This is a genomic window from Ruegeria sp. ABV3_008, from assembly GCF_056161185.1.
This window is the reverse complement of the sequence record NZ_JBSWYP010000001.1, coordinates 597,332-620,690: the sequence shown is the minus strand read 5'-3', so window position 1 is coordinate 620,690 and position 23,359 is coordinate 597,332. Positions and strand designations below refer to the sequence as shown.

The following is a 23,359-nucleotide window of genomic DNA, read 5'->3' as shown; positions in this document are numbered from 1 at the left end:
CACAAGTCAGAGTTTCTTTGTATAGGTCCAGGTGGGTACATTCGCGTCGCGCGCCACCGAATAGCTTTCCGCATCGCCCAGATACTGGAACCCGCAATGGGTCAGTACCCTCGCCGAGGCCGGATTGTCCTGAAACACGCTGGCGAACATATTGGCGTTCTCAAGCGGGTTGGCACCGACCAGGGCCTCAACAGCCATCGAGGCAATGCCCGTGTTCCAATAGACAGGCGCAACCCAATAGCCAACCTCGGACTGGTTGCGATCAAGCCGCTGCAGAGAGATCAGGCCGATCAGCTCGGGCCCGCCGTCCTTGGTGGCGTCCATCGCCCAGACGTCCTCATCCCGGTCTTCCGCCATCGAGCGCGTCACGAAGGCCTCGATCGAGCCCGGCGGCAACGGGTGTGGGATTGACGTGGTCATGCGCGCCACTCGCTCATCACCTGCGTAATGTTCGATAAGCCCCATGTCCGACCGACGCAGAGGGCGCAGATCGAACCGCTCGGTTTCGATGACCGGCTGATTTATGATTGCTTCAAGTTTCATGAGTGCGTTCCTCCTCCGAACAACACAAAAAGTACGGACGCAACAGTCAGACTGGCGAGCGTCCACATCAGATATTTTTCCGCAGGCCGACCTTCAACCACATGGGCGATCCGGTCCCCTGCAAATGTCCAGATCGGGTGCAAAACGATCTGGCAGAACAACAAACAAAGAGCGATCGTGAGCGTCGCCTCAAAACTGGACGTCCCCGCCGCAACAAACCCCGTGAACCCTGCAATGATCATCGCCCAGGCCTTGGGGTTAAGCGGATGCACGATGAGCCCGGACACAAAGCCCGGTGCTTTCCCGTCCGCCGTTGCCCGAGACAGCCTTAGATTGGCGATCTTCCATGCCAGCCAGCAAATATAGGCAGCAGAAGCGTATTTCAGCACCTCAAACGCCAGCGGAGCCTGATCGGCAACCTGCATCAGACCAAAGCCCACAGGCCAGATGATCAACTGCTTGCCCAAAACGACCCCGGCCACAAAGGGCAATGCGGCGCGAAAACCATAGCGCGCACCTGTTCCCATAAGGACCATGTTGGCCGGTCCCGGCGTGCCGACCTGTGAGGCGGCAAAGATGAGAAAGCTAGTGGTTGCGACGGGCATTGCTGTTCTGGATCACGACTGCGCTAAAACGAAAAAGGGACCGGCATTTTCTGCCGGTCCCCCATGAATTTTTTATTAAACCTTCTGGGTTTCGGCTTACTCTGCGGCCTCCGCCACTGGCAGGACCGAAATGAAGGTGCGGTTTTTGAGTCCCTTGTGGAACTTCACGGCGCCATCGGTGGTTGCAAAGATTGTGTGGTCTTTGCCCATGCCTACGCCCTCGCCCGGCCAGAACTTGGTGCCGCGCTGACGTACGATGATGTTGCCTGCGATGGCCGCTTGGCCACCATACAGTTTCACGCCAAGGCGGCGACCAGCTGAGTCGCGACCGTTACGGGAGGAACCGCCAGCTTTTTTATGTGCCATTCTCTCTCTCCTTAGCCTTGAGCCAGCTCTTTGGCTTGCTCAACCCATTCGGGCTTCACTTTGATGGTGTCGATAGCAGCAATCTGCTCGTCCGACAAGGCGGCCAGAGCGGCAAAACTCTCGATACCGGCTTCAACCAGCTTTTTGGCAGCGGCAGGGCCGACACCGTTCAGCTTGGTCAGATCGTCAGCGGCAGCAGCGGCGGGTGCCTCTGCTTTGGCTTCTGCTTTCTTGGCAGGCTTTGCGGCAGGTGCCGCTACGCCAGCCGGAGCAGACCCGGTTGCAGCTTTGATGCCCGACTTGTCAGCGCCCGACGACAGGATGTCGGTGATCTTGACCAGAGTCAGCTTCTGACGGTGGCCAACGGTGCGCTTCGAGCTGTGCTTACGACGGCGCTTGACGAATTTGATGACCTTGTCACCTTTGATCTGTTCGATCACTTCGGCCTGTACGCCTGCGCCTTCAACGAAAGGTGCGCCAACAACCGGAGCGTCGCCGCCCAGCATCAGAACATCGTTGAATTGAACTTTTTCACCTGCGTCGGCAGCCAGTTTTTCAACGCGGAGCACGTCGCCCGCCTGAACCTTGTACTGCTTGCCGCCAGTCTTGAGGACCGCAAACATGCGTCTTTCCTTTTCTAACCCGCGTTCTGTGGTCCCCTACCGGGCGTTTTTGGCTTGAAAGCCACCTCGAACAGCGCGCCCTGTTTGGGCTGTGTGGAAGACCCCGCGAGGTTTCGAAGGGTCATATAATAACGACACCCGGCGCGGAGAACCGGCCGGGATGCGCGCTTATCCACATAATGAATGGCAAAGTCAACACCCAAGACCGGTCAGAGATCAGAGGATTGCCAAACCTGCGCCACCGCCGCCCCCAGACGGTAGGAAATCCCATCAAACATCTCGTCAAACCCTTTGAAAAGGGCCGCGTTCAAGGCCTGCCCGGTCTCGGTTCTGGAAAACGCAATATTCTCGCGCATCTCGACCTCGTTCAGAGGCTGATAGGCCAGAAGCAGAAAGGAGTACAACCACGTGGTCGTTTCGGCCGTCACAGTGTCTTTCTGCGCCAGCAACCCATCCAGAACCTCTTCGTATTCGGCCAAACTGTCGCCGTAGAGCCCCAAGAAAAAGTTGTAGTCCGCACTCAACGATCCTTGGACATTCTGGTCAATCAGGTCGTTCGCGCGGATATATTCCTCGACTAGCTCGAAACGGGGCGAGTCGGGTTCGGTGCCCTCATAGGCCTCGTTCGCCATTTCTTCGATCGCCTCATTGGCAAAAGCTTTGCGGGCCGAGTTTTCCAGCGTCACGATCGTTTGCCCCAGATCGCTTTCGAAGAAAACGATTGCCTGGTCCATCTGCCCTTTCGTCATTCCCTCGGCGAAAGCTTCGGTCAGACGGGACTTCATCCAGGAGTGGTCGTAGATCTCCTTAACCTCATCGTGAAAGAGAGGGCCTCCGTCACCGTCCAACAGGCTCTCTTCGAGTTCCTGCTGATGAACCATGCCTTCGTCGATCAGAATTCCTACAACCTGATCCAGCTTCATGGCATGCGCCAGCCGATTGGCCCGCTCATTCGCGACAGCTGGCAGTGCGCAGAGCAACGCCACCACAAAAGCAAGTGCCAGACGCATCAGATATCCTGAGCCGGATGAAGGTCTGCCATGCGGACAGCCAGAACCTCAAACCGCATGGCCATGATTTCATATTGGATCGCGTTCAGAAGCTCATAGACCTCTTGCATCAATGGCTGTTCAAGCGCCTCGGCATAGGCCTCGACCTCTTCGTCCGAGAAATCCTGATAGGTATAAGCTGCCCCTGCCAGCGCCGAAAGTTGTAACGCCTGGCGCATCCCTGCCTCATTCTGCCGCAGCATCAACCGCAGCTCATCCGCGTCCAACTGCAGGTCGATCACGCCAGACGCGCTGGCCGCCAGAAGAAACCGCAATTGGATCTCCTGCAAAGCGCGCAACGAAGTACCACTGGCATCAATCGCATTGTTCATCCGCTTGAGCTGTTCCACCCGGGGCGAGCCATCCTGCACGAGGCCAGCAACAATTTCCTGCCCCTCTTGCTGTTTGGCCTCTTCATCGTCATTCAGATGCGCCGCGTTTTCGACCTCAACCAGTCGTTGCCCCAGATCCGAAGCATAAAACTCGACAGCATGAGCCAACGCCTCATCGCTCAACGTCTCTTCAAGAATCGAGACCGCCGTTTCATGCATAAGCTGGGTATCGAAAACCTCTTCGGTCAGGCGGGTCCAGTCTGATCCGAATCCATCGGGATCAATGCCCAGCATTTCAGGGGCAGAGCCGGACGCCAGCGCAATACTCTCCAGCGCCACATCAAACCCGGTGGTATTGAGGAAGGCTTCGATCCGGTCGCGATTGGCCGCAGCCGAAGAAACAGGGACCAAAACAAGCGCGACAAGCAGCGCGAGCAATGGGACAACAGAACGCTCAACTCGATTTTTCATAGCTATCAGCCTAGGTGTTTTGTTGCGGCAGGCAATGGAAAATCCAAGGAATGTGAAATCTGGGAATTTTCTGCTTGCACCCCTGCGCGTTCCTCACTAAATCCCCCCCTCACAGACCCCCGCGGAGAGGTGCCGGAGTGGTCGAACGGGGCGGTCTCGAAAACCGTTGTGGGTGCAAGCCCACCCAGGGTTCGAATCCCTGTCTCTCCGCCATAATTTCCAAATGGTTTCTTTGCTTTCACAGACTGACGGGTCTGTCGTGATGCGCAAAGAGAGGGGCTGGCCAAGACCCCCTCATCCAGCCCCCCTCACACCGCCCCTCACATTCAACCACAAAGTGAGAGATCAGTGCCCCTATTGGCCCAATAGGCCTATTCAAACAAAAGACGTTACTCGTTAATTTGGGAACCGTACCCGAGCGCGACCCCCACAATGTCTCTTTTACCCCGTCTGACTGCAGTGTCGGTCATTTTGGGGTCAAAGGCAGTGAAGTCCTTCACATAAGACCAAAAATTCGACCGAGCAGTAAAGTGCGAGCATCATCGCAGGTTTCGCTCGGCACCACGTTCTCGTGCAACGCCTATTCCTCAAACGCCGGGCTCAACGCGGTAATGCGATTTCATCGAAATTCAATGCAAAGCGCAAGGCAGTGGGCGCTTTGTCGCCGGATCAAGCCGCACAATCAGCGTAGCTTGGCCCAAACCCGTATTCTGCTGAGAAATCACAAGAATTCCCCTTTGAGTCGTCCTAGATTTGGATCATCCCAGCGGCACAAATTTCCAAAGGAGACTCATAATGTCGCGTACTCTTCTTATTATCATCGTCCTCGTCGGTATTGGCGCGGGCGGGTATTTCTATCTCAACCAACCTGAACCGACGCCGGCCGAAAGACTTGAAGCCGCAGCCGAGGATGCGAGCGATGCCGTCAGCGAAGCGGCCTCGGCCGTGCAGGACGCCGCAAGCGAAGCGCTGGAATCGGCCACGGAACAAGCCAGCGAAGCGGCGTCATCTCTGACCGAACAGGCCTCTGAGGCCGCGTCATCTGTGGCGGATCAGGCCACTGAGGCAGCCAATTCGATCGCAGATCAGGCCTCAGAGGCTGCAGACCAAGCCGGTGATCAGGTTGCCTCTCTAGCGAACCAAGGTCAGGAATTGTTCAACTCTTGGGTTGAAGAGGGCATGCTGACAGCTCAGAACTTCGACTATGACGCCATGGTCGCCTCTGTCCAGAACAGCGAGATGGCACAGGGTGTCAAAGATCAGGTGATCAAGATCCTGGATGAGATCAAAGCCTCGCCCGAAGCTGTTCTGACCAAGCTTCAGGACCTGCAAAATGCGATGAGCCAATAAGGATCAGGCTGTCCACGGGCGGCCTTATCCACATGCCGTGACGTTAGATCGCGACTGAATTGACGCGGCGCGGGGCTTTTGTTTGGCTTGACCCAACAAGAACCCCGCGCCGTTTTTCTTTGCCGTCAGGCTGAAGGCTGATCCGGTGACCCTGGCGCCATTCAAGGACTGACCAATGACCGATTTGCCCTCTACTATGCGTGCCATTGTCATGAAACACGATGGCTATTCCGGCACTATGACAGGCCCCATGATCGAAGACGCGTCTGAGTGGTTGGCCGATACCGAATTGCCCGTCTCTACCCCCGGCCCCGGACAGGTTCTGATCCGGTTGCGCACCGCCTCGGTCAATCCGTCAGACATTCACTTCATCAAAGGCGAATACGGCCAACCCCGTGTCAAAGGCGCCGCTGCGGGCTTTGAGGGGTGTGGAGATGTTGTGGCAACGGGCAAGGGCGCGGAAGGTCTACAAGGCCTGCGCGTCGCCTTTGTTGCCGCCGGATCGGGAGCGTGGGCCGAATATGTCGTGACCCAGATGCAAATGTGCATCTCTTTGCGCCCCGACATCTCGGACGATGACGGGGCTGCGCAGATCGTCAATCCGCTGACAGCGATGGCCATGGTCGATATGGCCAAGGTAGACGGCGATGCGTTTGTTGTTTCAGCCGCCACCAGCCAGTTGGGTAAGCTGATGTGCAGCCTTGGGCGGGATCTGGGCTTGAAGCCGATCGCCATGGTGCGGCGCACCGAGACTGTTCCAATGCTGAAAGAGCTTGGGGCTGCGGAAGTTCTGGTCACAACGGACCCTGACGTTGCGCACCAATTTGCCGAACTGAGCGCCAGGCTGAAGCCCCGCGTCTTTCTCGACGCGGTCATGGACCCTCTATCCGAGCAGATATTCTGCGCCATGCCCAATCGCGCGCGCTGGATTTGCTATGGCAAACTCGGCAGCGACGCTCCGACCCTGACCCAAACCGGGCAACTGATCTTTATGGGCAAACGGATTGAAGGATTCTGGCTAACAAACTGGATGATGACCACCCCTCCGGCCGACCAGATGCGCGTTGTGACCGAGGTTCAGGCGCGTTTCGCAGATGGGCGCTGGAAAACGGATGTATCCGAGCGTCTGACACTGGGCGATCTGATCACCAACCTAGCAGACGCTTTGAAAACGAGCGACGGGAAGGTGATGATCACGCCTTAACCGTATTAACAGAAAAAGGGCCCGCGATTGCGAGCCCTTTTGAAATTCGTTGTTCGCAGCGATTAACGCTTCGAGAACTGGAACGAACGACGCGCTTTGCGCTTACCGTATTTCTTACGTTCCACAACGCGGCTGTCGCGGGTCAGGAAGCCAGCGGCTTTCAGAGCACCACGCAGCGACGGATCGTACAGCTGCAGCGCTTTCGAGATGCCGTGCTTGACCGCACCGGCCTGACCGGTCAGGCCACCGCCTTTGACGGTTGCAACAACGTCGAACTCACCTTCCACACCGGCAACCTGGAACGGCTGGCGCAGGATCAGCTGCAGAACCGGACGCGCAAAGTACTTGTCCTGGTCTTTGCCGTTCACGGTGACCTTACCGGAACCCGGCTTGATCCAAACGCGGGCAACGGCGTCTTTACGCTTGCCGGTGGCATAGGAGCGGCCCAGCTCGTCACGCACGATGACTTCTTCGGCCACGGTTTCAACGCCTGCGACGGCGCTCAGCTCTTCGAGAGTATTGATCTGATCAGCCATCGGTCATTAGCTCCGGGTGTTTTTCTTGTTCATGGACTTAACGTCCAGAACTTCGGGGGCCTGGGCTTCATGCGGGTGCTCGGCACCGGCATATACGCGCAGGTTGGTCATTTGCTGACGCGCCAGACGGTTGCCCGGCAGCATGCGCTTGACGGCCTGAACGACAACGCGCTCAGGATGGGCACCTTCCAGGATCTGCTGCTTGGTGCGCGACTTGATGCCGCCCGGGTGGCCAGTGTGCCAGTAGAAGTTCTCTTCGCGCTTCTTGCCGGTCATCTGGATTTTGTCAGCGTTGATCACAATGACGTTGTCGCCCATGTCCATGTTTGGGGTGAACGACGCTTTGTGCTTGCCACGCAGACGCATGGCGACGATCGAGGCAAGACGGCCCAGAACAACGCCCTCGGCGTCGATCAGGATCCATTTCTTGTCGATGTCTGCAGGTGTTGCAGAAAAGGTTTTCATGGCAGGATAGTCCTGTTTGATGTGAAAGACCGCCCCAAGACAGAGCGGTCCGAATTCGATGGAGGGGGTTTAGACCTGCTTAGAATGCACGTCAACACACGCAATCAAGTTTTTATTGTTATTTTTTAATGACTTACAAAATAGGTATTATTTTACCCCACTCTAAACACTGATTTGCTCAGGCGGATTGTCCAGCAAAGCCCGAAGGCGGAGCATCGCGTCCTCGAACCTCTGCAGCGAGACATGCCCGTTCATCGCGATGCGCACAGCGTTCGGGGCGCGCCCGTCCCGCAGCGCGAACTCATCTGCAGACCGCAGCTGAATCCCTTCTCGCTCGGCGGCACGGCTGAACGCAGCAGCCCGCCAACCCGACGGCAAATGCAGCCAGACAAACGGCACATCAGGCGCCCAGTTCAGATCGAAGCCGCCCAAGGCATTCACGGTCACCCGCACATACTCTCCCATCCGAGAGCGCACATCCCGCGCGATTTGGCGCGTGCGAGGGTCAGAGAGCAGTAGCCGGGTCAGTTCAGCCAATGGCTGCGCCAGCCCAAAGTACCCATATTCGGCTGAGCGGCGCAGATCCACGCTCCGGTCTCTGGGCGCAATGGCAAAGCCGACACGCAAGGACGGTGTCAGCACTTTCGAGATCGAAGATACGTGCCACCCTCGCTCAGGGGCCAGCGCGCGAAAACTTGGTTCCTTCGCGTCTCCCATCCGGTAGCAGTCGTCCTCGACAATCTGCACATCGTATTTCCGTGCAATTTCCACGATTTCCTTGCGCCGCTCCAAAGGGGTGTGCAGCCCGGTCGGGTTCTGAACCTCGGGCGATACACAGACCGCCTGCGCTGGCGTCTGGCGCAGAACATGCTCCATCGCTCCTGGGTCGATGCCCCATTTGTCCATCCGGATGCCAACCACATCGGCCCGCATCAACTCTGCCGCGCGACGGAACCCGGCATAAGAAAGATCTTCGACCATCACGATTGGTTTGGGACCCTGCAGAATGGTCTGGAAAACAAGGCACAGGCCGTTCTGACCTCCGTGTGTCAGTACAATGTCATCGTCGCTCAATTTGCCAAGCGGCAGGTCCGACAACCATTCAACAACCGCCTGACGCATAGGTTTATACGCATCGCGTGTCGGATAATTCATGAACAAGGCCGGATCCGACTGCGCGACTTTCTGCAGACACTCGCGGATCAAAGACACCTGCCCCATATCTGCAAGCCTCGGGCTGAACAGGCTGACGTGATTGGCATTCTGAGCTTCGGCCAGATGAAGCTGCCTTGACCAGACATCGTCCAGAATCGGAGATTTCGGAGGGGCGACAAATGTACCACGTCCAACCTCAGCTTGTAGCAAGCCCTCTTCGGTCAGAATCGTATAGGCCCGCGCGACGGTTCCCGGAGTGATCTGGAGGCGATACGCAAGTTCGCGCACAGGGGGCAGTTTGGCCCCGATATCTAACGTCTTAGTTTCAATCGCTTTTCGTATTGTATCAGCCACCAGGGTGTATTTGGGCCCTTTGGATTTTGGCAGCGTCTCCGGCCAAATTGTATCCATTACAATTCTTCCTTTGCATTTGACACAATTGCGAATGTATCAAACACATGTACCGAACATTACTACTTTGTGTCAATACAATTTGAAAGGAATACTGAGATGACACGCACAATGCACACTCCCGCCCTTACACTGCTGAACGCCAGCCCCCGGCTGCCGCTGATCGCTGTGCTGGCCGTGCAGTTTGCGGCGGCGGTCACTCAATGGGAACGCCGTCGTCGCAGTCGCGTCAATCTGGGAAAGCTGGATGACAGGTTGCTCAAGGACGTAGGCCTGACCCGTCTGCAAGCCGATCGCGAAATCAAGCGCTATTTCTGGCAACTTTAACCCATCCCCAGTCCCAAATTCATTTGGGACCTCTTCCCTGGCCGGGGTTCGCCCCGGCCCTTTTTATCCGAATTTTGCAGCCAAAGACCCGGCCGGCGGGATGGAATAGGTCATACTGGCCCGCGCCACGGGCTGATCTGCCCCGACCGAGTAAATCAATACATCGCCAACGGCCAGAGTGCGCCCCAGTTTCAGAAGGCGACATTCAGCGATCAGATCTTTGCCACCTTCAGGTTTGCGCAAAAAGTCCAGAGAGCTGTTGGTCGTCACCGCCAAGGACTGACGCCCCTTGCGCGCCAACACCATGGCATAGACGCAAACATCTGCCAGACCGAACATCGACGGCCCTGAAACTGTACCACCGGGGCGTAAATGACGGTCCTCGACCACAAGGCGCATGGTGATCGTCTCCTCGGTCAGGTCCTCAACCACGAAATCGCGATGAACCTGTGGGAATACCTCTTTAAGGTACTGCGACAGCTCGTCTTTGCTTAACGCCAATCCCATGCTTCCCCTCCTTAACTTCTCGCCCTAGAGTTGGCCCAACAGCCAGCGGGAGGGCAAGATGGCAATTTTGGAACGTAACGACACAGGTGCCATCGCGCGGCTGCACATGAACGCACCCGAAAGGCTGAACGCGCTGAGCGATGAGATGCTGGCCGCCCTGCAGGCCGAGTTCGATACGCTGCGCGATGACCGTTCGATCCGGGCCGTTGTCCTGTCGGGCGAAGGCAAGGCCTTCTGCGCTGGGCATGATCTGAAACAGATGACAGCCGGTCGCCAGTCTGAGGATGGCGGCAAGGCCTATTTCCAGGACCTCTTTAACCGTTGCGCGCGGATGATGATGTCGATTCAGTCCCTGCCCCAACCCGTTATCGCGCAGGTCCACGGCATTGCCACGGCCGCCGGTTGTCAATTGGTTGCCACCTGCGATCTGGCCGTCGCCGCCGAAGGCACGCGTTTTGGAGTGAACGGAGTGAATATCGGCCTGTTCTGCTCAACCCCCTTGGTCGCGCTCAGCCGCAACATCCCCAGAAAACAGGCATTTGAGATGCTGACCACCGGAGGTTTCCTCTCTGCGGAACGCGCTCAGGAACTGGGGTTGATCAATCGGGTTGTTCCTGAAACTCAACTCAACGACCAAACCCTCGCCTTGGCCGAACAAATCGCAGACAAGCTGGGCGTCGCCGTCAAAATCGGGAAAGAGGCGTTTTATCAACAGCTTCAGATGCCGCTGGATCAAGCCTATGCTTATACCGGAGAGGTAATGGTGCAGAATATGCTGCATCGCGATACCGAAGAAGGCATTTCTGCGTTTATCGAAAAACGTCCGCCAAATTGGTCTCAATAAAGCGATTATTCCGAACATTTTTCGCCACTGTCATCATTTTTGCACTTTTCAAAAGGGCAACACTGTGGCAATGCTGGGACGAGGCTAAGGCCTCAGCTACACTTTTGGGTCGCCGTGGGCGGAAGGTCCCTCCAAGCTGGTTTCTCTCACTGGCGTTGACATTCCCGCAGCGGCGACCCCAAGACCACCCTAAAATCTGGACCATTTGGCTGTTGCTCAGTTGCGCCTGCTTGGGCTCTGCCCTAAGTGGCTGCGCATGACACAAGCATTGCATATCGTGGGCGGCGGCATGGCCGGGTCCGAGGCCGCATGGCAGGCGGCGGAAATGGGCGTGGATGTTGTGATCCACGAAATGCGCCCCACCGTGGGCACCTTTGCGCACCAGACCGGCAATCTGGCCGAGATGGTTTGTTCCAACTCGTTCCGCTCAGACGATGATGAACAAAACGCCGTGGGCCTGTTGCATTGGGAAATGCGCGCCGCCAACGGCCTCATCATGACGACTGCCGATGCCCACCGCCTGCCCGCAGGCGGGGCGCTGGCTGTTGACCGCAATCCGTTTGCCGAGGCGGTCACTGCCAAACTGCGCGCGCACCCCCGGATCGCGGTCACGGACGAAGAAGTTACCTCTCTGCCCGACGACGGTCAGTGGATCTTTGCCACCGGTCCTCTGACCTCGGCCAAGTTGGGTCAAGCCATCCAAGCCGAAACCGGTTCAGACGCGCTGGCCTTCTTTGATGCCATCGCGCCGATTGTCTATGCTGAGAGCATCGACATGAGCAAAGCCTGGATGCAGTCCCGCTATGACAAAGGCGAGACCGAGGAAGAGCGTACCGCCTATCTGAACTGCCCCATGGATCGCGATCAGTATGAGGCCTTCATCGACGCCCTTCTGGCCGCCGACAAAACTGAGTTCCATGAGGGTGAAACCGCAGGTTACTTTGATGGCTGCCTGCCGATCGAGGTGATGTCTGAACGGGGTCGTGAAACCCTGCGCCACGGGCCGATGAAGCCCGTCGGCTTGACCAACCCCCATCAGCCAGACGTGAAACCGCATGCCGTTGTGCAGCTGCGTCGCGACAACGCGCTTGGCACGCTGTTCAACATCGTGGGTTTCCAAACCAAGATGAAATACGGCGCCCAGACCGAGGTGTTCCGTATGATCCCCGGCCTAGAGAACGCCAGTTTCGCACGCCTTGGCGGGATACATCGTAACACATTCATCAACTCGCCGACTTTGCTGGACGCACAGATGCGGTTGAAATCAAAACCGAATATCCGGTTCGCCGGTCAGATCACCGGTGTCGAAGGCTATGTCGAAAGCGCGGCTATGGGGCTTTTGGCAGGTCGACTGGCGGCAGCTGAAATTCTCGGCAGCGCCCTGCCCGAGGTACCGCAAGACAGTGCCATGGGCGCCCTGATCCACCACATCACCGGCGGCGCGGAAGCCAAAACCTTTCAGCCCATGAACGTCAATTTCGGCCTGTTCCGCCCTGTGGATGGCCTGAAAGGTGGCCGCCGGGGACGCAAAGACCGCTACAAAGCCTACACCGACCGCGCCAAGGCTGAATGGACGGAGTGGCTCGCGCAAAGCTGACTGGACGATAGACGATCCAGCGGCTTAACATGCGGTTATGAGTGACAAGTTTTTCAAGGACACATACGGATCAAAATCTCCGCAGGACACCCAAGCGCACTACCAGAAATGGGCCGCAACCTATGAGGATTCTGTCGCGGAACAGGGATATGCCACCCCGGGCCGGGTTGCCAAAGCGCTGTGGTCCAAGAGGCCTGAGGCACAAACTCCCATCCTCGACTACGGCTGTGGAACGGGGTTGTCCGGTCTTGCGCTGCGCTCAGTCGGGTTTGAAGTGATCGACGGAATGGACCCCACGCCCAATATGCTTGAGGAGGCCAAAGCCAAAAACGTTTATCGTGCGCTGATCGGCTTTGACATCTCTGATCCCGAACCCATTGAACACGGCGCTTACTCAACCATTTCAGCTATCGGAGTGATCGGTGCCGGAGCAGCACCGCCTGAAACTCTAGACCTCGTCATGCACGCGCTGCCCAAGGATGGTCTATTGGCATTCTCTTATAATGATCATGCACTTGCGGACTACTCTTATACCTCACGCCTGAACGACTGGCTGGACATGGGGGCCGCGCGCCTGCTGTTTAAGGAATACGGGCCACATCTGCCTGGAATGGACATGAAATCTGACGTGTATGTACTCGAAAAGACGTGACTTTTAAGACCCGCTTTGCGCCTTCTCCAACAGGTCCCTTGCATCTAGGCCACGCCTATTCGGCAATGTTGGCCAGTGACATGGCTGCCTCTGAAGGAGGCACATTCCTGCTGCGGATCGAGGATATCGACCAATCCCGCGCACGACCACAGTGGGAAGAACAGATCTACGCAGATCTCGAATGGCTGGGCCTCAGCTGGCCGACACCCGTTCTGAGGCAATCTGAGCGCATCCATATCTATGAACAGGCCCTCGATACCCTATGGTCGGAAGGTCTTTTGTACCCCTGCACCTGCAATCGCAAAGATATCGCCGCGGCGGCCAGCGCCCCTCAGGAAGGGGCACCTCTGCACGGGCCGGACGGGATCATCTATCCCGGCACCTGTCGGCACAAAGCGAGCCGAAACAGCGTAGAACGACCTAAAGACACGCCCCTCAGGCTTGATATGGCTATGGCGGCACAATCCGTTCTGTCACATGGGAGCGGCAGTTTTCTCGAGCTAGGCACTGGACCAAATGGGGAAACTGGACGGATTTCCTTCGACAAGGCCGAACTGGAAACAACGATCGGTGATGTCGTCCTTTCCCGCCGAGGTATGGGCACCTCCTACCACCTGTCCGTCGTCCTCGACGATGCGGCGCAGGGTGTGACCCATGTCATTCGCGGTCAGGATCTGTTTGAGGCAACGCGTATCCACGTCCTGTTGCAGGCTCTGCTGGGCTTACCCACGCCCGAATACCTGCACCACCGCTTGATCCGCGACCCGAACGGCAAACGCCTCGCCAAACGAGACGACGCTCGCGCCATCGCAAAATACAGGGTCGAAGGCGCAACCCCTCAGGACATCCGCGCCATGGTCGGCCTTTGACACCGCTTTGTCGTTTCAAAAATACTCAAACCGAAGGTAGCGACATCTGCGCCACTCACTCCATCGGTTTCATCAACTCGACTTCTTCACCGTCGCGCGCGGCCGTGTAGAAGCACGACCGGCGATTTGTGTGACACGCCGCGCCAGTCTGACGGATCACGACCAAGATGCAATCCCGGTCGCAATCAAAGCGGAAATCGACCAGCTCCTGAATGTGCCCGGAGGTCTCGCCCTTGATCCAGAACGCCTGGCGCGAGCGCGACCAATAGGTGACGCGCCGCGTCTCCAACGTGCGCTCAACCGCTTGCTGATTCATCCAAGCCATCATCAGGACCTCACCCGAGGCGTGATCCTGCGCGATGGCGGGGATCAGCCCGGCTTCGTTATATTTGAGATTGGATGGATCGAACGTGACTGTGTCAGACATGACAAAAACCTTTTGCATCCCAAGGGCTGACCACTATGTATGGGGAACACGGAACGAGGGAAAGTCATGAGCGGCGAGAACGACCTGATTAAGCTGTACTCCGGGCGCATTCTGGCGCTGGCGGCTGATATCCCGCATCTGGATCGGCTGGATCAGCCCGATGCGACGGTCAAGAAACGCTCGCCGCTTTGCGGGTCGACCGTAACTGTCGACGTGAATATGAAAGATGGGCGTGTCAGCGATTTCGGACAAGACGTCAAAGCCTGCGCTTTGGGACAGGCCGCTGCTTCGGTAGTTGGCGATGCGGTGGTTGGTGCCACACGGGCGCAAGTGGAAACCGCCCGAGATCAGCTGAAGGCCATGCTAAAAAAGGAGGGCCCTGCCCCGGATGCCCCGTTTGACGGGCTTGAAGTTCTGATCCCCGCCCGCGAATACAAAAACCGCCATGCCTCAATCATGCTGGCGCTTGAGGCAACGGCCGAGGCAATGGAACAGGCCGAACAGTCGAACTGCGCCTAAGCTTGGTGTTTTGGCCTAAACCTGTTTAATTTCACCCAAACTTCGGTGGAGGAATGGGCTTGAACAACCTGCTCGAACACTTCGTGACGTTGTGGGTTGTCATTGACCCGATCGGAACAATCCCTGTTTTCATCGCCGTCACTGCGGGCCTCGAAGCCGCTGCACGGCGCAAAACGGCGATGCTCGCGTCGTTGATCAGTGCTGGCGTGCTTCTGTTTTTCCTCGTCTTCGGACAATTGCTGATCGAGGCGCTGGATATCGGGTTGAACTCGTTCCAGGTTGCCGGAGGGATCATCCTGTTCCTGTTCGCGCTGACGATGATCTTTGGCGAAAGCAAACAGGAGATCGAACAACGCGCCGCCGAAGACGACAAGGAAGATAAGGTCCATAAGCACAACCCAGCGATCTTCCCTCTGGCTGTACCATCCCTGGCGTCACCCGGTGCGATGCTAGCGATCGTGATCCTGACCGACAACCACCGCTACAGCGCCGCCGACCAGGGGATTACTGCGTTGGTCATGCTGTCGGTCGTGCTTATCGCCTTTATTCTGATGCTGTTGGCTGAACCGATCATACGCCTGATCGGCCATTCCGGCGCGGCAATCATCAGCCGGGTGATGGGGATGATCCTGGCCTCGGTCGCGGTGAATTCCGTTCTGTCGGCCATGTTGGAAATCATCAAAACCGGCCAGCTATAAAAAAACCGCCGCTCCTTCCGGGCGGGAAGGGCGGCGGCAGGCAATGCGTTTCTCGTGTGGGGTCCGGGACACCGCGCGGGGCCGAGGCATGGCCCCTCAAGGGGTTTGGGACAGGCAGGTCACCCTTGAATTCACTGGGGATGACAGGCGCGGGCTATTCGGCACGAGATCGCAGGCAAAAAGGGTTAGAAACCAACCGGAAGGTGAAGCGCCACCATCAGCATAACGACCAGAGACGCAACACCCGCAGCATCCTGCAGGATGGTCGAGTGCGAGCGCGTGATTACGGTCTTGATCTGGGTCAGCATGGGTCACCTCCGGGTCAGGGATTTAATCCTTTGTTGACCTTTTGTTCTCATATTTCTCCGAGTCGGTAAAGAACTTTTTAAGAACATTTGCGAACTTTATGAATACTTCGTTACTAACCAACTGAAATCAAACGGATCGCCTGATCCTGTTTCATCAGCCAAAGCAGAACACGCGCAGCCTTTCCCCGGTCAGAGGTCAGTTTGGGATCGGTGTTCAGCAAGGCCCGCGCATCGGTCTGGGCCACGGCCATCAATCCTGCCTGCCGTTCCAGATCCGCAATACGAAACTTGGGCAGCCCGGATTGGGCGGTTCCAATCAGATCTCCCGCACCGCGCATCTGTAGATCGGTCTCAGAAATGCGAAAGCCATCCTCGGTCTCACGCAGGACCTCCAACCGTTTGCGGCCGCCCTCACTGAGAGGTGCCTGATACATCAGAAGACAGGTCGAATCCGCATCCCCTCGGCCAACGCGTCCGCGCAACTGGTGCAGTTGAGCCAGACCAAAAATCTCAGCCCGTTCGATCACCATGATCGAGGCATTGGGGACGTTTACGCCGACCTCGATCACAGTCGTCGCCACCAGAACTTTGGTTTCACCTGTCTGGAAAGCGGTCATGGCGGCATCTTTTTCGGCAGGCGGCATCTGCCCGTGGACCAAACCAACGGTGCCCTCGCCCAAGATAGCGCGCAGCCGTTTGAACCGCTCTTCCGCCGCTGTCAGGTCGGAGACCTCGGATTCGTCGACCAGCGGACAGACCCAGTAACACTGCCGCCCTTCCTCAATGGCGCGGCGCAGATGGGCGACGACTTCTTCCATCCGTCCCGTGCTTACAATCGCGGTCTTGATCGGTTTTCGCCCCGGCGGTTTTTCGTCCAGAACCGAGACATCCATATCGCCATATTGCGCCAAAGCGAGACTGCGCGGAATCGGCGTGGCCGTCATGACCAGAACATCGGCACCCTGCCCTTTTTCCGACAGCTCCATCCGTTGGCGTACGCCAAAGCGATGCTGTTCGTCGACAATCGCCAGACGCAAGGCCTTGAATGCCACATCACCCTGGAACACTGCATGGGTGCCCACGAGAATCTGAATATCGCCAGCCTCCAAAGCAGCCAGCTTGGCCCGCCGCTCTGCCCCCTTGTCGCGTCCGGTCAGGATTTCCAACACAACGCCAGCCTCTTCCGCCAAAGGGCGTAACCCTTCGAGATGCTGGCGCGCCAGAATCTCAGTCGGAGCCATCATGACCCCCTGCCCTCCGGCCTCGACCGCGACCAGCAGAGCCATAAACGCCACCAGCGTTTTGCCAGCGCCCACGTCACCCTGAAGCAACCGGTTCATGCGCGACTCCGAGGCCATATCGCCGGCAATTTCAGCAACGGCGCACGACTGTGCACCAGTTGGCCGATAAGGTAGGCTCGCCAGAACCTTCGATTGCAACGCGCCTGTGCCAACGCTGACGATCCCGCGTGCTTTGCGTTCCCGTTGCCGTGCCAGAGCCAGCGTCAACTGATGCGCCAGCAGTTCATCATAGGCCAAACGCTCTCGCGCCGGGGCGAATGAGGCCACGTCATCCGCACCTTGTGGGTTATGTGCGGCCAGAATTGCCGCGTGCCATGACGGCCAGTTCTGACTGCTGATCTGCGCCGGATCAGCCCATTCGGCCAGGTCTGGCGCACGCGTCAAAGCGCTACGTACGGCCTTGAACATGGTCTTTTGCGTGATCCCCTGCGTCAGGTGATAGACCGGCTCAAACTCAGGAATGTCCGAAGCCTGATCCACCGGCAGCATATGATCGGGATGCACCATCTGCGCCATGCCGTCGAACAGCTCCAACTTGCCCGAGATCACACGGCGCGATCCTTCCGGCAGGACTTTCTTCAGGTAGTCGCCCCGCGCGTGAAAGAACACTAATTGGAAATCGGCCTGACTGTCCTCGACATGGACCCGATACGCGCCGCCCCTATTCCGAGATGGGCGATGCGGGCCAACTGTCACCTCAACCGTCAACGTCGACGGTAGATCAACCCCTTGGATCGTGTCGCGCCTGCGTCGATCAATCACGGCATAGGGCAAGCCGAACAGAACGTCGCGCGGGCTTTCCATCCCGGCCTGCGCCATCGCCTGAGCGGTCTTCGGGCCGACCCCCTCCAAGGTTTCAACCCCTGCGAACAGGGGAAACAAGGATTCTGGCCGTCCGCTCATGCGCCGTCGATCAGCTGCAACCAGCCATCCTCATCCAGGGTTTCGATCCCCAGCTCTGCCGCCTTTTTAGCCTTGGAACCAGCACCCGGCCCCGCAACCAAAATATCGGTCTTCTTACTGACCGACCCTGAGACTTTGGCCCCCAACGCCTCGGCCCGCGCCTTGGCTTCGGCGCGTGTCATCTTTTCCAGCGTGCCTGTGAAAACCACGGTCTTGCCCGCCACCGGGCTTTCTGAGGCCGGCGCATCTGGTGGCACGACAGTCAAATGCGCCTTGAGCGCATCAAACGCCTGTCGTTCCTCAACATTGGCGAAGGCGTCGGACAAAGCCAAACCAACCGTCGCGCCGATCCCGTCAACCGCAATCAAATCCGACCACGCGGTCGAGGCCTCCTCGGGCACGGACAATTCCGCGATGGCGGCGGCGCGGCTTTCCTTGATCCGTGCCCGACGTCCTTGAGAGGCGGCGGCCAACCGTTCAGCCTCTTCCGCTTGATCCGCGGCGCGATACGCAAGCGCCGCCGGGCGCGCGGAATCGACCGCTTGGGACATTGCCTCCCAGTCGCGGTAGTGCAGCGCAAGATCTCGTGCGACGACCTCACCTACATGGCGGATGCCAAGGCCAAACAGCAAGCGAGCAAAGGGAATGGTCCGCTTCTCATCAATGGCCGCAAACAGATTGCTGGCCGAGGTGTCCCCCCATCCTTCGCGATTTTTCAAACGAGACAGAGTGCTTGAGTCCCGGTCTTGCAGATCGAAAATATCAGCAGGCGTTTTGATCGGCAGGACCGGATCTTCATAGAACATCTCGATCTGTTTTGCGCCCAAGCCTTCTATATCGAAGGCTTTGCGAGACACGAAATGCTTCAATTTCTCAACAGCTTGCGCCGGGCAGATCATGCCACCCGTACAGCGTCGCACCGCGTCACCTTCTTCGCGCACCGCCGCACTTCCACACTTCCCACACGTGCGCGGGAACTCATAAGGAACCGCATCTTCGGGCCGTTTCGACAGGTCGACATCCGCAATCTTGGGGATCACATCCCCGGCGCGGTAGACCTGTACCCAGTCCCCCTCTCGGATGTCCTTGCCATCCCGGATGGTGCCACCCTTGGCATCGCGCCCGGCGATATAGTCTTCGTTGTGCAGCGTTGCATTCGACACGACAACTCCGCCAACTGTAACCGGATGCAAACGCGCAACAGGGCTGAGCGCACCGGTGCGGCCGACCTGAATGTCAATCGCTTCAAGCCGGGTCCAGGCCAGTTCGGCAGGGAATTTATGCGCGATGGCCCATCTGGGTGTCGTCGATCGAAACCCGAGACGGGCTTGCAGGCCAAGGTCATCCACTTTGTAGACCACACCGTCGATATCATAACCCAGCGTCGCGCGCTGTTCTTCAATCGACCGGTAGTGCGCCAACATGTCCTGCGTTGTCTTGCACAAACGTGTCAGCGGGTTGGTCGAGAACCCAAAGCTTTTCAGACGCTCAATCGCCCCATCTTGCGTCTCCGCCAGAGGGGCCGACAGCTCTCCCCACGCGTAGGCAAAGAACTTCAGCGGTCGCGCGCGGGTGATTTCGGAATCCAGCTGTCGCAACGAACCGGCCGCAGCGTTTCTGGGGTTGGCAAAGGGCTTGCCGCCAGCCTGAGCCTGACGTTCATTAAGCGCTTCGAAATCCGCGTGAGACATGTAGACCTCACCGCGCACTTCCAGAATATCGGGAGCACCTTGGATCGTGTGCGGAATATCAGTGATTGTTCGGGCATTCGCCGTCACATTCTCTCCCACTTCTCCATCGCCTCGCGTGGCGGCTTGGACCAGTTTTCCCTGCTCATACCGCAGAGACAACGAAAGCCCGTCAATCTTGGGCTCAGCCGTATAGGCCAAAGGCGCGTCCGCAGACAGGCCGAGATATTTGCGAATCGAGCGGTCGAAATCCGCGACATCCTCATCATCAAAGGCATTGCCCAATGACATCATGCGCTGTGCATGCGTGACCTTGGAAAACCCGTCCGCCGGGCGCGCGCCCACCTGATCACTTGGACTGTCAGAGCGTTTTAGATGCGGAAACTTCTCTTCTATTTCGACATTTCGCCGTTTTAGCGCATCGTATTCGGCATCCGAAATCTCGGGCGCATCTTCCCCGTGATACAGCCTGTTGGCCCGCAACAGCAGGTCTGCAAGGCGCGCGAGTTCGGCGCGTGCCTCATCCTCCGTCAGGTCTGCTATAGAGATAGAATTGCTCATGGCCTCGCCCTGTCACTTTATTCTGGACCTCAGTGATAGGGCGAGGTCATGGCTAGGTCCAGATGTGCTGGGCCGTGAGTGGAAATGCCACCCTCTCGACCATAGGGGGCAAGTGTCTTCGAACGTCAGGCGTTGACCGCCATCCGCGTCTCGTCGAGGGAGTTGCTTTGCGGGTCACGCAAAACGTAGCCGCGCCCCCATACGGTTTCGATGTAGTTGTCACCGCCCGTCGCATTGCTGAGCTTCTTGCGCAGCTTGCAGATAAACACGTCAATGATCTTCAACTCAGGTTCGTCCATGCCGCCATAGAGGTGATTGAGGAACATCTCTTTCGTAAGGGTTGTGCCCTTTCGCAAGCTCAACAGTTCGAGCATCTGGTATTCCTTGCCGGTCAAATGCACCGTCTGACCATCAACCTCGACGGTTTTTGCATCCAGATTGACTGCAACCCGACCGGTGTGAATCACCGATTGCGAATGGCCTTTCGAACGGCGAATGATGGCGTGGATACGGGCCACCAGTTCCTCGCGGTGGAACGGTTTGGTCAGATAATCGTCTGCCCCAAATCCGAAGCCCTTAATTTTGCTTTCGGTGTCATCAGCGCCGGAAAGGATCAAAATCGGCGTTTCCACCCGAGCAATACGCAATTGGCGCAAAACCTCATGGCCGTTCATATCCGGCAGGTTCAGGTCCAAGAGAATGAGATCGTAATCATAGAGTTTCGCCAGGTCGATCCCTTCTTCCCCAAGGTCCGTCGCATACACATTCAGGTTGGCATGCGTCAGCATCAATTCAATGCTTTTGGACGTGGTAGGATCATCCTCGACAAGAAGTATTCTCATTTCACTGCTCCAATTCGGGTCAAAACTTCCAATTAAAAATAAACCTGACCAAGAATGGTTAATCTTGCGTTACCGTTGAATCATTTATTCACTTTCGCCTTTAGGTTGTCGATATTTTTTTAGCGCGGTAACTTTCAGAGCATCAACGCCATGCTCTGCCACGGCAGAGACCCAGATGTTGAATTCCTCATCGCTGATGCCGTAGCGTTTCTTGGCCTCGGACAAAGTGATCAGGCCATATAGTACCCCGCGCACGACAAGGATCTTGCGCGACGCCACCCAACGCCGCGTGTCTGGCGGCGGCAGATCGGCCTGCGACAAAATCGTGCCATCCGGCAGGGCTACAGACCGCGGACCTTCAACTTTGTGCAAATACATCTCTCAACCCTTCTCTGCTGCGACAAAGTTGACACCAGCCTACTTAATGCTGCGTGAAACCGCCCCTTGAGAGTGTCTAGAATTTTCTTATATTCTGCCGGTCTTTCTTAACCCGGACTGGAATCGCCATGGCCCTCGCCGCCGAGACCCAACTCAATTCGCTTGGCTTTGCCAAACCGCCCTCGGAAACGCGGGTGGTGGTTGCTATGTCGGGCGGCGTCGACAGCTCGGTCGTGGCAGCGTATCTGGCGGATCAGGGCTATGACGTGGTGGGCGTCACGTTGCAGCTGTACGACCACGGCGCGGCGCTGGCCAAGAAAGGCGCGTGCTGTGCCGGGATCGACATCCATGACGCACGACGTGTGGCCGAAGAGCGTGGGTTTCCGCATTACGTTCTGGACTATGAGAACATCTTCAAGGACGCGGTGATTGACGAATTCGCCGACAGCTATCTGGCGGGCGCGACCCCGGTGCCCTGTATTCGCTGCAATGAACGGGTGAAGTTCAAGGACCTGTTGGAAACCGCGAAAGACCTGGAAGCTGACTGCATGGCGACCGGCCACTATATTCAGCGCAAGATGGGACCGAACGGGCCCGAGCTGCACAGCGCCGAGGATGCGAACCGCGATCAGTCCTATTTCCTGTTCTCCACCACGCCAGAGCAGCTGGATTTCCTGCGTTTCCCGCTGGGGCACCTGCCGTCCAAGGATGCGACCCGCGAAATGGCGGCGCAATACGGGCTGGCCGTTGCGGACAAGCCCGACAGTCAGGACATCTGCTTTGTGCCCAACGGCAACTATGCCAGCGTCATCGAAAAGCTGCGCCCCGGTGCTGCCGAACCCGGTGAGATCGTCCATGCCGATGGCCGCGTTTTGGCTAAGCATAGCGGTGTGATCCACTACACAATCGGACAGCGCCGCGGGCTGGGTATCGGAGGCCTGAGCGAGCCGCTTTACGTGGTGAAACTGGATGTCGACAAGAAACAGGTCGTTGTCGGCCCGAAAGAGATGCTGGCCACACGAACCGTTCCCGTGCGCGAGATCAACTGGCTGGGCGATGAACACTTCACGTCACGCGACGAATGGCATGTGTCGGTCAAAGTGCGCTCGACCCGCCCCCCGCGCGAGGCGATCATTCGACCATTGTCTGACACCACAGCCGAGGTCGAATTGCTGACACCCGAGGAAGGCATCTCACCCGGTCAGGCCTGCGTGTTCTACGACCCGGGCAGCAGCCGTATTTTTGGCGGCGGCTGGATTTGGCGCGGCTACTAGGCCTAGACCGGCGTGACCTCGGGTTCGATCTGGATCTGAAGCGCATCGTTGAACCGATTAAATGCCCCGCACAAGGCAATGCGCCATGTCAGTTCAACGATCTGCGCCTCGGTGAACCACTCTTTCAGGTCCGAGACCTCAGCATCGCGCATCCGGCCGGACCGGGTGGTCACCGCTTCGGCATAGCGGACCACTGCCTTGTCACAGGAATCCAGTTCGGGGTGATCTTCGACCTCCGGTAACCGCGCTACGCCTTCCGCGCTGAGACCCGCCACAGTCAGCAAGGGCGTGTGATGCGACACGCAATAGTCACAGGCATTCAGTTTGGAGACGGTGACCATCGCCAGCTCCAACGCGCGGCGCGGAAGGGTCGCTTGCGCGCGCAAAGTGGTGAGCATCCCGCTGACATGTTCCAGAACCGGCGGGCAATGCGCCGCCACTCGTGCCCAATTGTCGAACGACCCATATGCGCCCAATTCAGCATACGCCGCGCGCGCGGCCGGTGTCATGTCATCGTCGGTCAAGGCGGGAATACGGGTCATTAGGGCTCTCCT

General features: G+C 57.7%; 27 protein-coding genes and 1 tRNA gene. 11 read left to right on the top strand and 17 right to left on the bottom strand.

Going from position 1 to position 23,359, the window contains the following annotated elements:
* Positions 1–6: 6 nt before the first annotated feature.
* The 6 genes from ACXAH8_RS03110 to ACXAH8_RS03085 form a co-directional block, all read right to left on the bottom strand.
* Positions 7–543 carry a GNAT family N-acetyltransferase gene (locus ACXAH8_RS03110; protein WP_170458229.1) on the bottom strand — a complete coding sequence of 179 codons (537 nt, stop codon included), beginning with the start codon at positions 541–543 and terminating at the stop codon, positions 7–9.
* Entirely contained in the window at positions 540–1,148 is a 609-nt protein-coding gene (locus ACXAH8_RS03105) for a LysE family translocator (protein ID WP_170665115.1), read from the bottom strand. Before ACXAH8_RS03105 ends, ACXAH8_RS03110 begins: the two co-directional genes overlap by 4 nt.
* A gap of 96 nt (positions 1,149–1,244) precedes the next feature.
* Entirely contained in the window at positions 1,245–1,514 is a 270-nt protein-coding gene (gene rpmA, locus ACXAH8_RS03100; RefSeq protein ID WP_039535512.1) for a 50S ribosomal protein L27, read from the bottom strand.
* 11 nt (positions 1,515–1,525) lie between these two features.
* Positions 1,526–2,137, bottom strand: coding sequence for a 50S ribosomal protein L21 (locus ACXAH8_RS03095; RefSeq protein WP_475215957.1), 612 nt, complete (start codon positions 2,135–2,137; stop codon positions 1,526–1,528).
* 209 nt (positions 2,138–2,346) lie between these two features.
* Positions 2,347–3,147: a DUF2059 domain-containing protein gene (locus tag ACXAH8_RS03090; RefSeq protein WP_475215955.1), complete on the bottom strand. Its 801-nt coding sequence runs from the start codon at positions 3,145–3,147 to the stop codon at positions 2,347–2,349.
* Entirely contained in the window at positions 3,147–3,989 is an 843-nt protein-coding gene (locus tag ACXAH8_RS03085; protein ID WP_475215953.1) for a DUF2059 domain-containing protein, read from the bottom strand. Before ACXAH8_RS03085 ends, ACXAH8_RS03090 begins: the two co-directional genes overlap by 1 nt.
* Positions 3,990–4,112: 123 nt before the next feature.
* Here ACXAH8_RS03085 and ACXAH8_RS03080 point away from each other — a divergent pair.
* The 3 genes from ACXAH8_RS03080 (at position 4,113) to ACXAH8_RS03070 (ending at position 6,543) form a co-directional block, all read left to right on the top strand.
* Positions 4,113–4,202: transfer RNA gene (locus ACXAH8_RS03080), tRNA-Ser, on the top strand.
* A gap of 582 nt (positions 4,203–4,784) precedes the next feature.
* Positions 4,785–5,339: a hypothetical protein gene (locus tag ACXAH8_RS03075; protein WP_170373744.1), complete on the top strand. Its 555-nt coding sequence runs from the start codon at positions 4,785–4,787 to the stop codon at positions 5,337–5,339.
* Positions 5,340–5,514: 175 nt separating this feature from the next.
* Positions 5,515–6,543 (top strand): alcohol dehydrogenase catalytic domain-containing protein, encoded by a 1,029-nt coding sequence (locus ACXAH8_RS03070; protein ID WP_475215950.1) that lies wholly within the window; start codon positions 5,515–5,517, stop codon positions 6,541–6,543.
* A gap of 62 nt (positions 6,544–6,605) precedes the next feature.
* Here ACXAH8_RS03070 and rpsI read toward each other — a convergent pair whose 3' ends face one another.
* The 3 genes from rpsI to ACXAH8_RS03055 all read right to left on the bottom strand — a co-directional run bounded on the left by rpsI (position 6,606) and on the right by ACXAH8_RS03055 (position 9,110).
* On the bottom strand, positions 6,606–7,079 hold the full coding sequence (rpsI, locus tag ACXAH8_RS03065; protein ID WP_475215948.1) for a 30S ribosomal protein S9: 474 nt from the start codon (positions 7,077–7,079) through the stop codon (positions 6,606–6,608).
* 6 nt (positions 7,080–7,085) lie between these two features.
* Positions 7,086–7,544, bottom strand: a complete 459-nt coding sequence (rplM, locus tag ACXAH8_RS03060; RefSeq protein WP_170373746.1) for a 50S ribosomal protein L13 — start codon at positions 7,542–7,544, stop codon at positions 7,086–7,088.
* 162 nt (positions 7,545–7,706) lie between these two features.
* A complete protein-coding gene (locus ACXAH8_RS03055) occupies positions 7,707–9,110 on the bottom strand; it encodes an aminotransferase-like domain-containing protein (RefSeq protein WP_475215946.1) in 1,404 nt (467 codons plus the stop codon).
* Positions 9,111–9,209: 99 nt separating this feature from the next.
* Here ACXAH8_RS03055 and ACXAH8_RS03050 point away from each other — a divergent pair, with 99 nt between their 5' ends.
* Positions 9,210–9,437 (top strand): DUF1127 domain-containing protein, encoded by a 228-nt coding sequence (locus ACXAH8_RS03050; protein WP_170373748.1) that lies wholly within the window; start codon positions 9,210–9,212, stop codon positions 9,435–9,437.
* A 63-nt stretch (positions 9,438–9,500) separates the two neighbouring features.
* On the opposite strand, the gene ACXAH8_RS03045 is transcribed toward ACXAH8_RS03050, so the two are convergent.
* Complete coding sequence (locus ACXAH8_RS03045; RefSeq protein ID WP_475215944.1) at positions 9,501–9,944, bottom strand: PaaI family thioesterase; 444 nt, start codon at positions 9,942–9,944, stop codon at positions 9,501–9,503.
* Positions 9,945–10,002: 58 nt separating this feature from the next.
* Here ACXAH8_RS03045 and ACXAH8_RS03040 point away from each other — a divergent pair, with 58 nt between their 5' ends.
* From ACXAH8_RS03040 to gluQRS, 4 genes are all read left to right on the top strand, one after another.
* The gene (locus ACXAH8_RS03040; RefSeq protein ID WP_475215942.1) at positions 10,003–10,788 is read left to right on the top strand and encodes an enoyl-CoA hydratase; all 786 of its coding nucleotides are present in this window, start codon (positions 10,003–10,005) and stop codon (positions 10,786–10,788) included.
* Positions 10,789–11,044: 256 nt separating this feature from the next.
* Positions 11,045–12,385: a methylenetetrahydrofolate--tRNA-(uracil(54)-C(5))-methyltransferase (FADH(2)-oxidizing) TrmFO gene (gene trmFO, locus ACXAH8_RS03035; RefSeq protein WP_475215940.1), complete on the top strand. Its 1,341-nt coding sequence runs from the start codon at positions 11,045–11,047 to the stop codon at positions 12,383–12,385.
* Between the two features lie 37 nt (positions 12,386–12,422).
* On the top strand, positions 12,423–13,037 hold the full coding sequence (locus ACXAH8_RS03030) for a class I SAM-dependent DNA methyltransferase (protein WP_475215938.1): 615 nt from the start codon (positions 12,423–12,425) through the stop codon (positions 13,035–13,037).
* A complete protein-coding gene (gluQRS, locus tag ACXAH8_RS03025; protein WP_475215936.1) occupies positions 13,034–13,906 on the top strand; it encodes a tRNA glutamyl-Q(34) synthetase GluQRS in 873 nt (290 codons plus the stop codon). Before ACXAH8_RS03030 ends, gluQRS begins: the two co-directional genes overlap by 4 nt.
* Positions 13,907–13,961: 55 nt before the next feature.
* Here gluQRS and hisI read toward each other — a convergent pair whose 3' ends face one another.
* Complete coding sequence (gene hisI, locus ACXAH8_RS03020) at positions 13,962–14,351, bottom strand: phosphoribosyl-AMP cyclohydrolase (RefSeq protein ID WP_170659581.1); 390 nt, start codon at positions 14,349–14,351, stop codon at positions 13,962–13,964.
* A gap of 48 nt (positions 14,352–14,399) precedes the next feature.
* Between hisI and ACXAH8_RS03015 the strand changes: the two genes are divergently transcribed.
* Positions 14,400–14,852, top strand: a complete 453-nt coding sequence (locus ACXAH8_RS03015; RefSeq protein ID WP_170548631.1) for an iron-sulfur cluster assembly scaffold protein — start codon at positions 14,400–14,402, stop codon at positions 14,850–14,852.
* A gap of 59 nt (positions 14,853–14,911) precedes the next feature.
* Positions 14,912–15,550 (top strand): MarC family protein, encoded by a 639-nt coding sequence (locus tag ACXAH8_RS03010; protein ID WP_170373756.1) that lies wholly within the window; start codon positions 14,912–14,914, stop codon positions 15,548–15,550.
* Positions 15,551–15,735: 185 nt separating this feature from the next.
* On the opposite strand, the gene ACXAH8_RS03005 is transcribed toward ACXAH8_RS03010, so the two are convergent.
* From ACXAH8_RS03005 to sciP, 5 genes are all read right to left on the bottom strand, one after another.
* Positions 15,736–15,858, bottom strand: coding sequence for a hypothetical protein (locus ACXAH8_RS03005; protein WP_256439826.1), 123 nt, complete (start codon positions 15,856–15,858; stop codon positions 15,736–15,738).
* A gap of 113 nt (positions 15,859–15,971) precedes the next feature.
* The gene (gene recG, locus ACXAH8_RS03000) at positions 15,972–18,062 is read right to left on the bottom strand and encodes an ATP-dependent DNA helicase RecG (protein ID WP_475215933.1); all 2,091 of its coding nucleotides are present in this window, start codon (positions 18,060–18,062) and stop codon (positions 15,972–15,974) included.
* Positions 18,059–20,311, bottom strand: a complete 2,253-nt coding sequence (gene ligA / locus ACXAH8_RS02995; protein ID WP_475215931.1) for an NAD-dependent DNA ligase LigA — start codon at positions 20,309–20,311, stop codon at positions 18,059–18,061. Before ligA ends, recG begins: the two co-directional genes overlap by 4 nt.
* A 125-nt stretch (positions 20,312–20,436) precedes the next feature.
* On the bottom strand, positions 20,437–21,153 hold the full coding sequence (ctrA, locus tag ACXAH8_RS02990; RefSeq protein ID WP_170466869.1) for a response regulator transcription factor CtrA: 717 nt from the start codon (positions 21,151–21,153) through the stop codon (positions 20,437–20,439).
* Between the two features lie 84 nt (positions 21,154–21,237).
* A complete protein-coding gene (gene sciP, locus ACXAH8_RS02985) occupies positions 21,238–21,531 on the bottom strand; it encodes a CtrA inhibitor SciP (protein WP_475215929.1) in 294 nt (97 codons plus the stop codon).
* A 128-nt stretch (positions 21,532–21,659) separates the two neighbouring features.
* On the opposite strand from sciP, the gene mnmA reads away from it, so the two are divergent.
* Complete coding sequence (gene mnmA / locus ACXAH8_RS02980; protein WP_475215927.1) at positions 21,660–22,805, top strand: tRNA 2-thiouridine(34) synthase MnmA; 1,146 nt, start codon at positions 21,660–21,662, stop codon at positions 22,803–22,805.
* Positions 22,806–22,807: 2 nt separating this feature from the next.
* Here mnmA and ACXAH8_RS02975 read toward each other — a convergent pair whose 3' ends face one another.
* Positions 22,808–23,347 carry a carboxymuconolactone decarboxylase family protein gene (locus ACXAH8_RS02975; protein ID WP_475215924.1) on the bottom strand — a complete coding sequence of 180 codons (540 nt, stop codon included), beginning with the start codon at positions 23,345–23,347 and terminating at the stop codon, positions 22,808–22,810.
* Positions 23,348–23,359 lie beyond the last annotated feature (12 nt).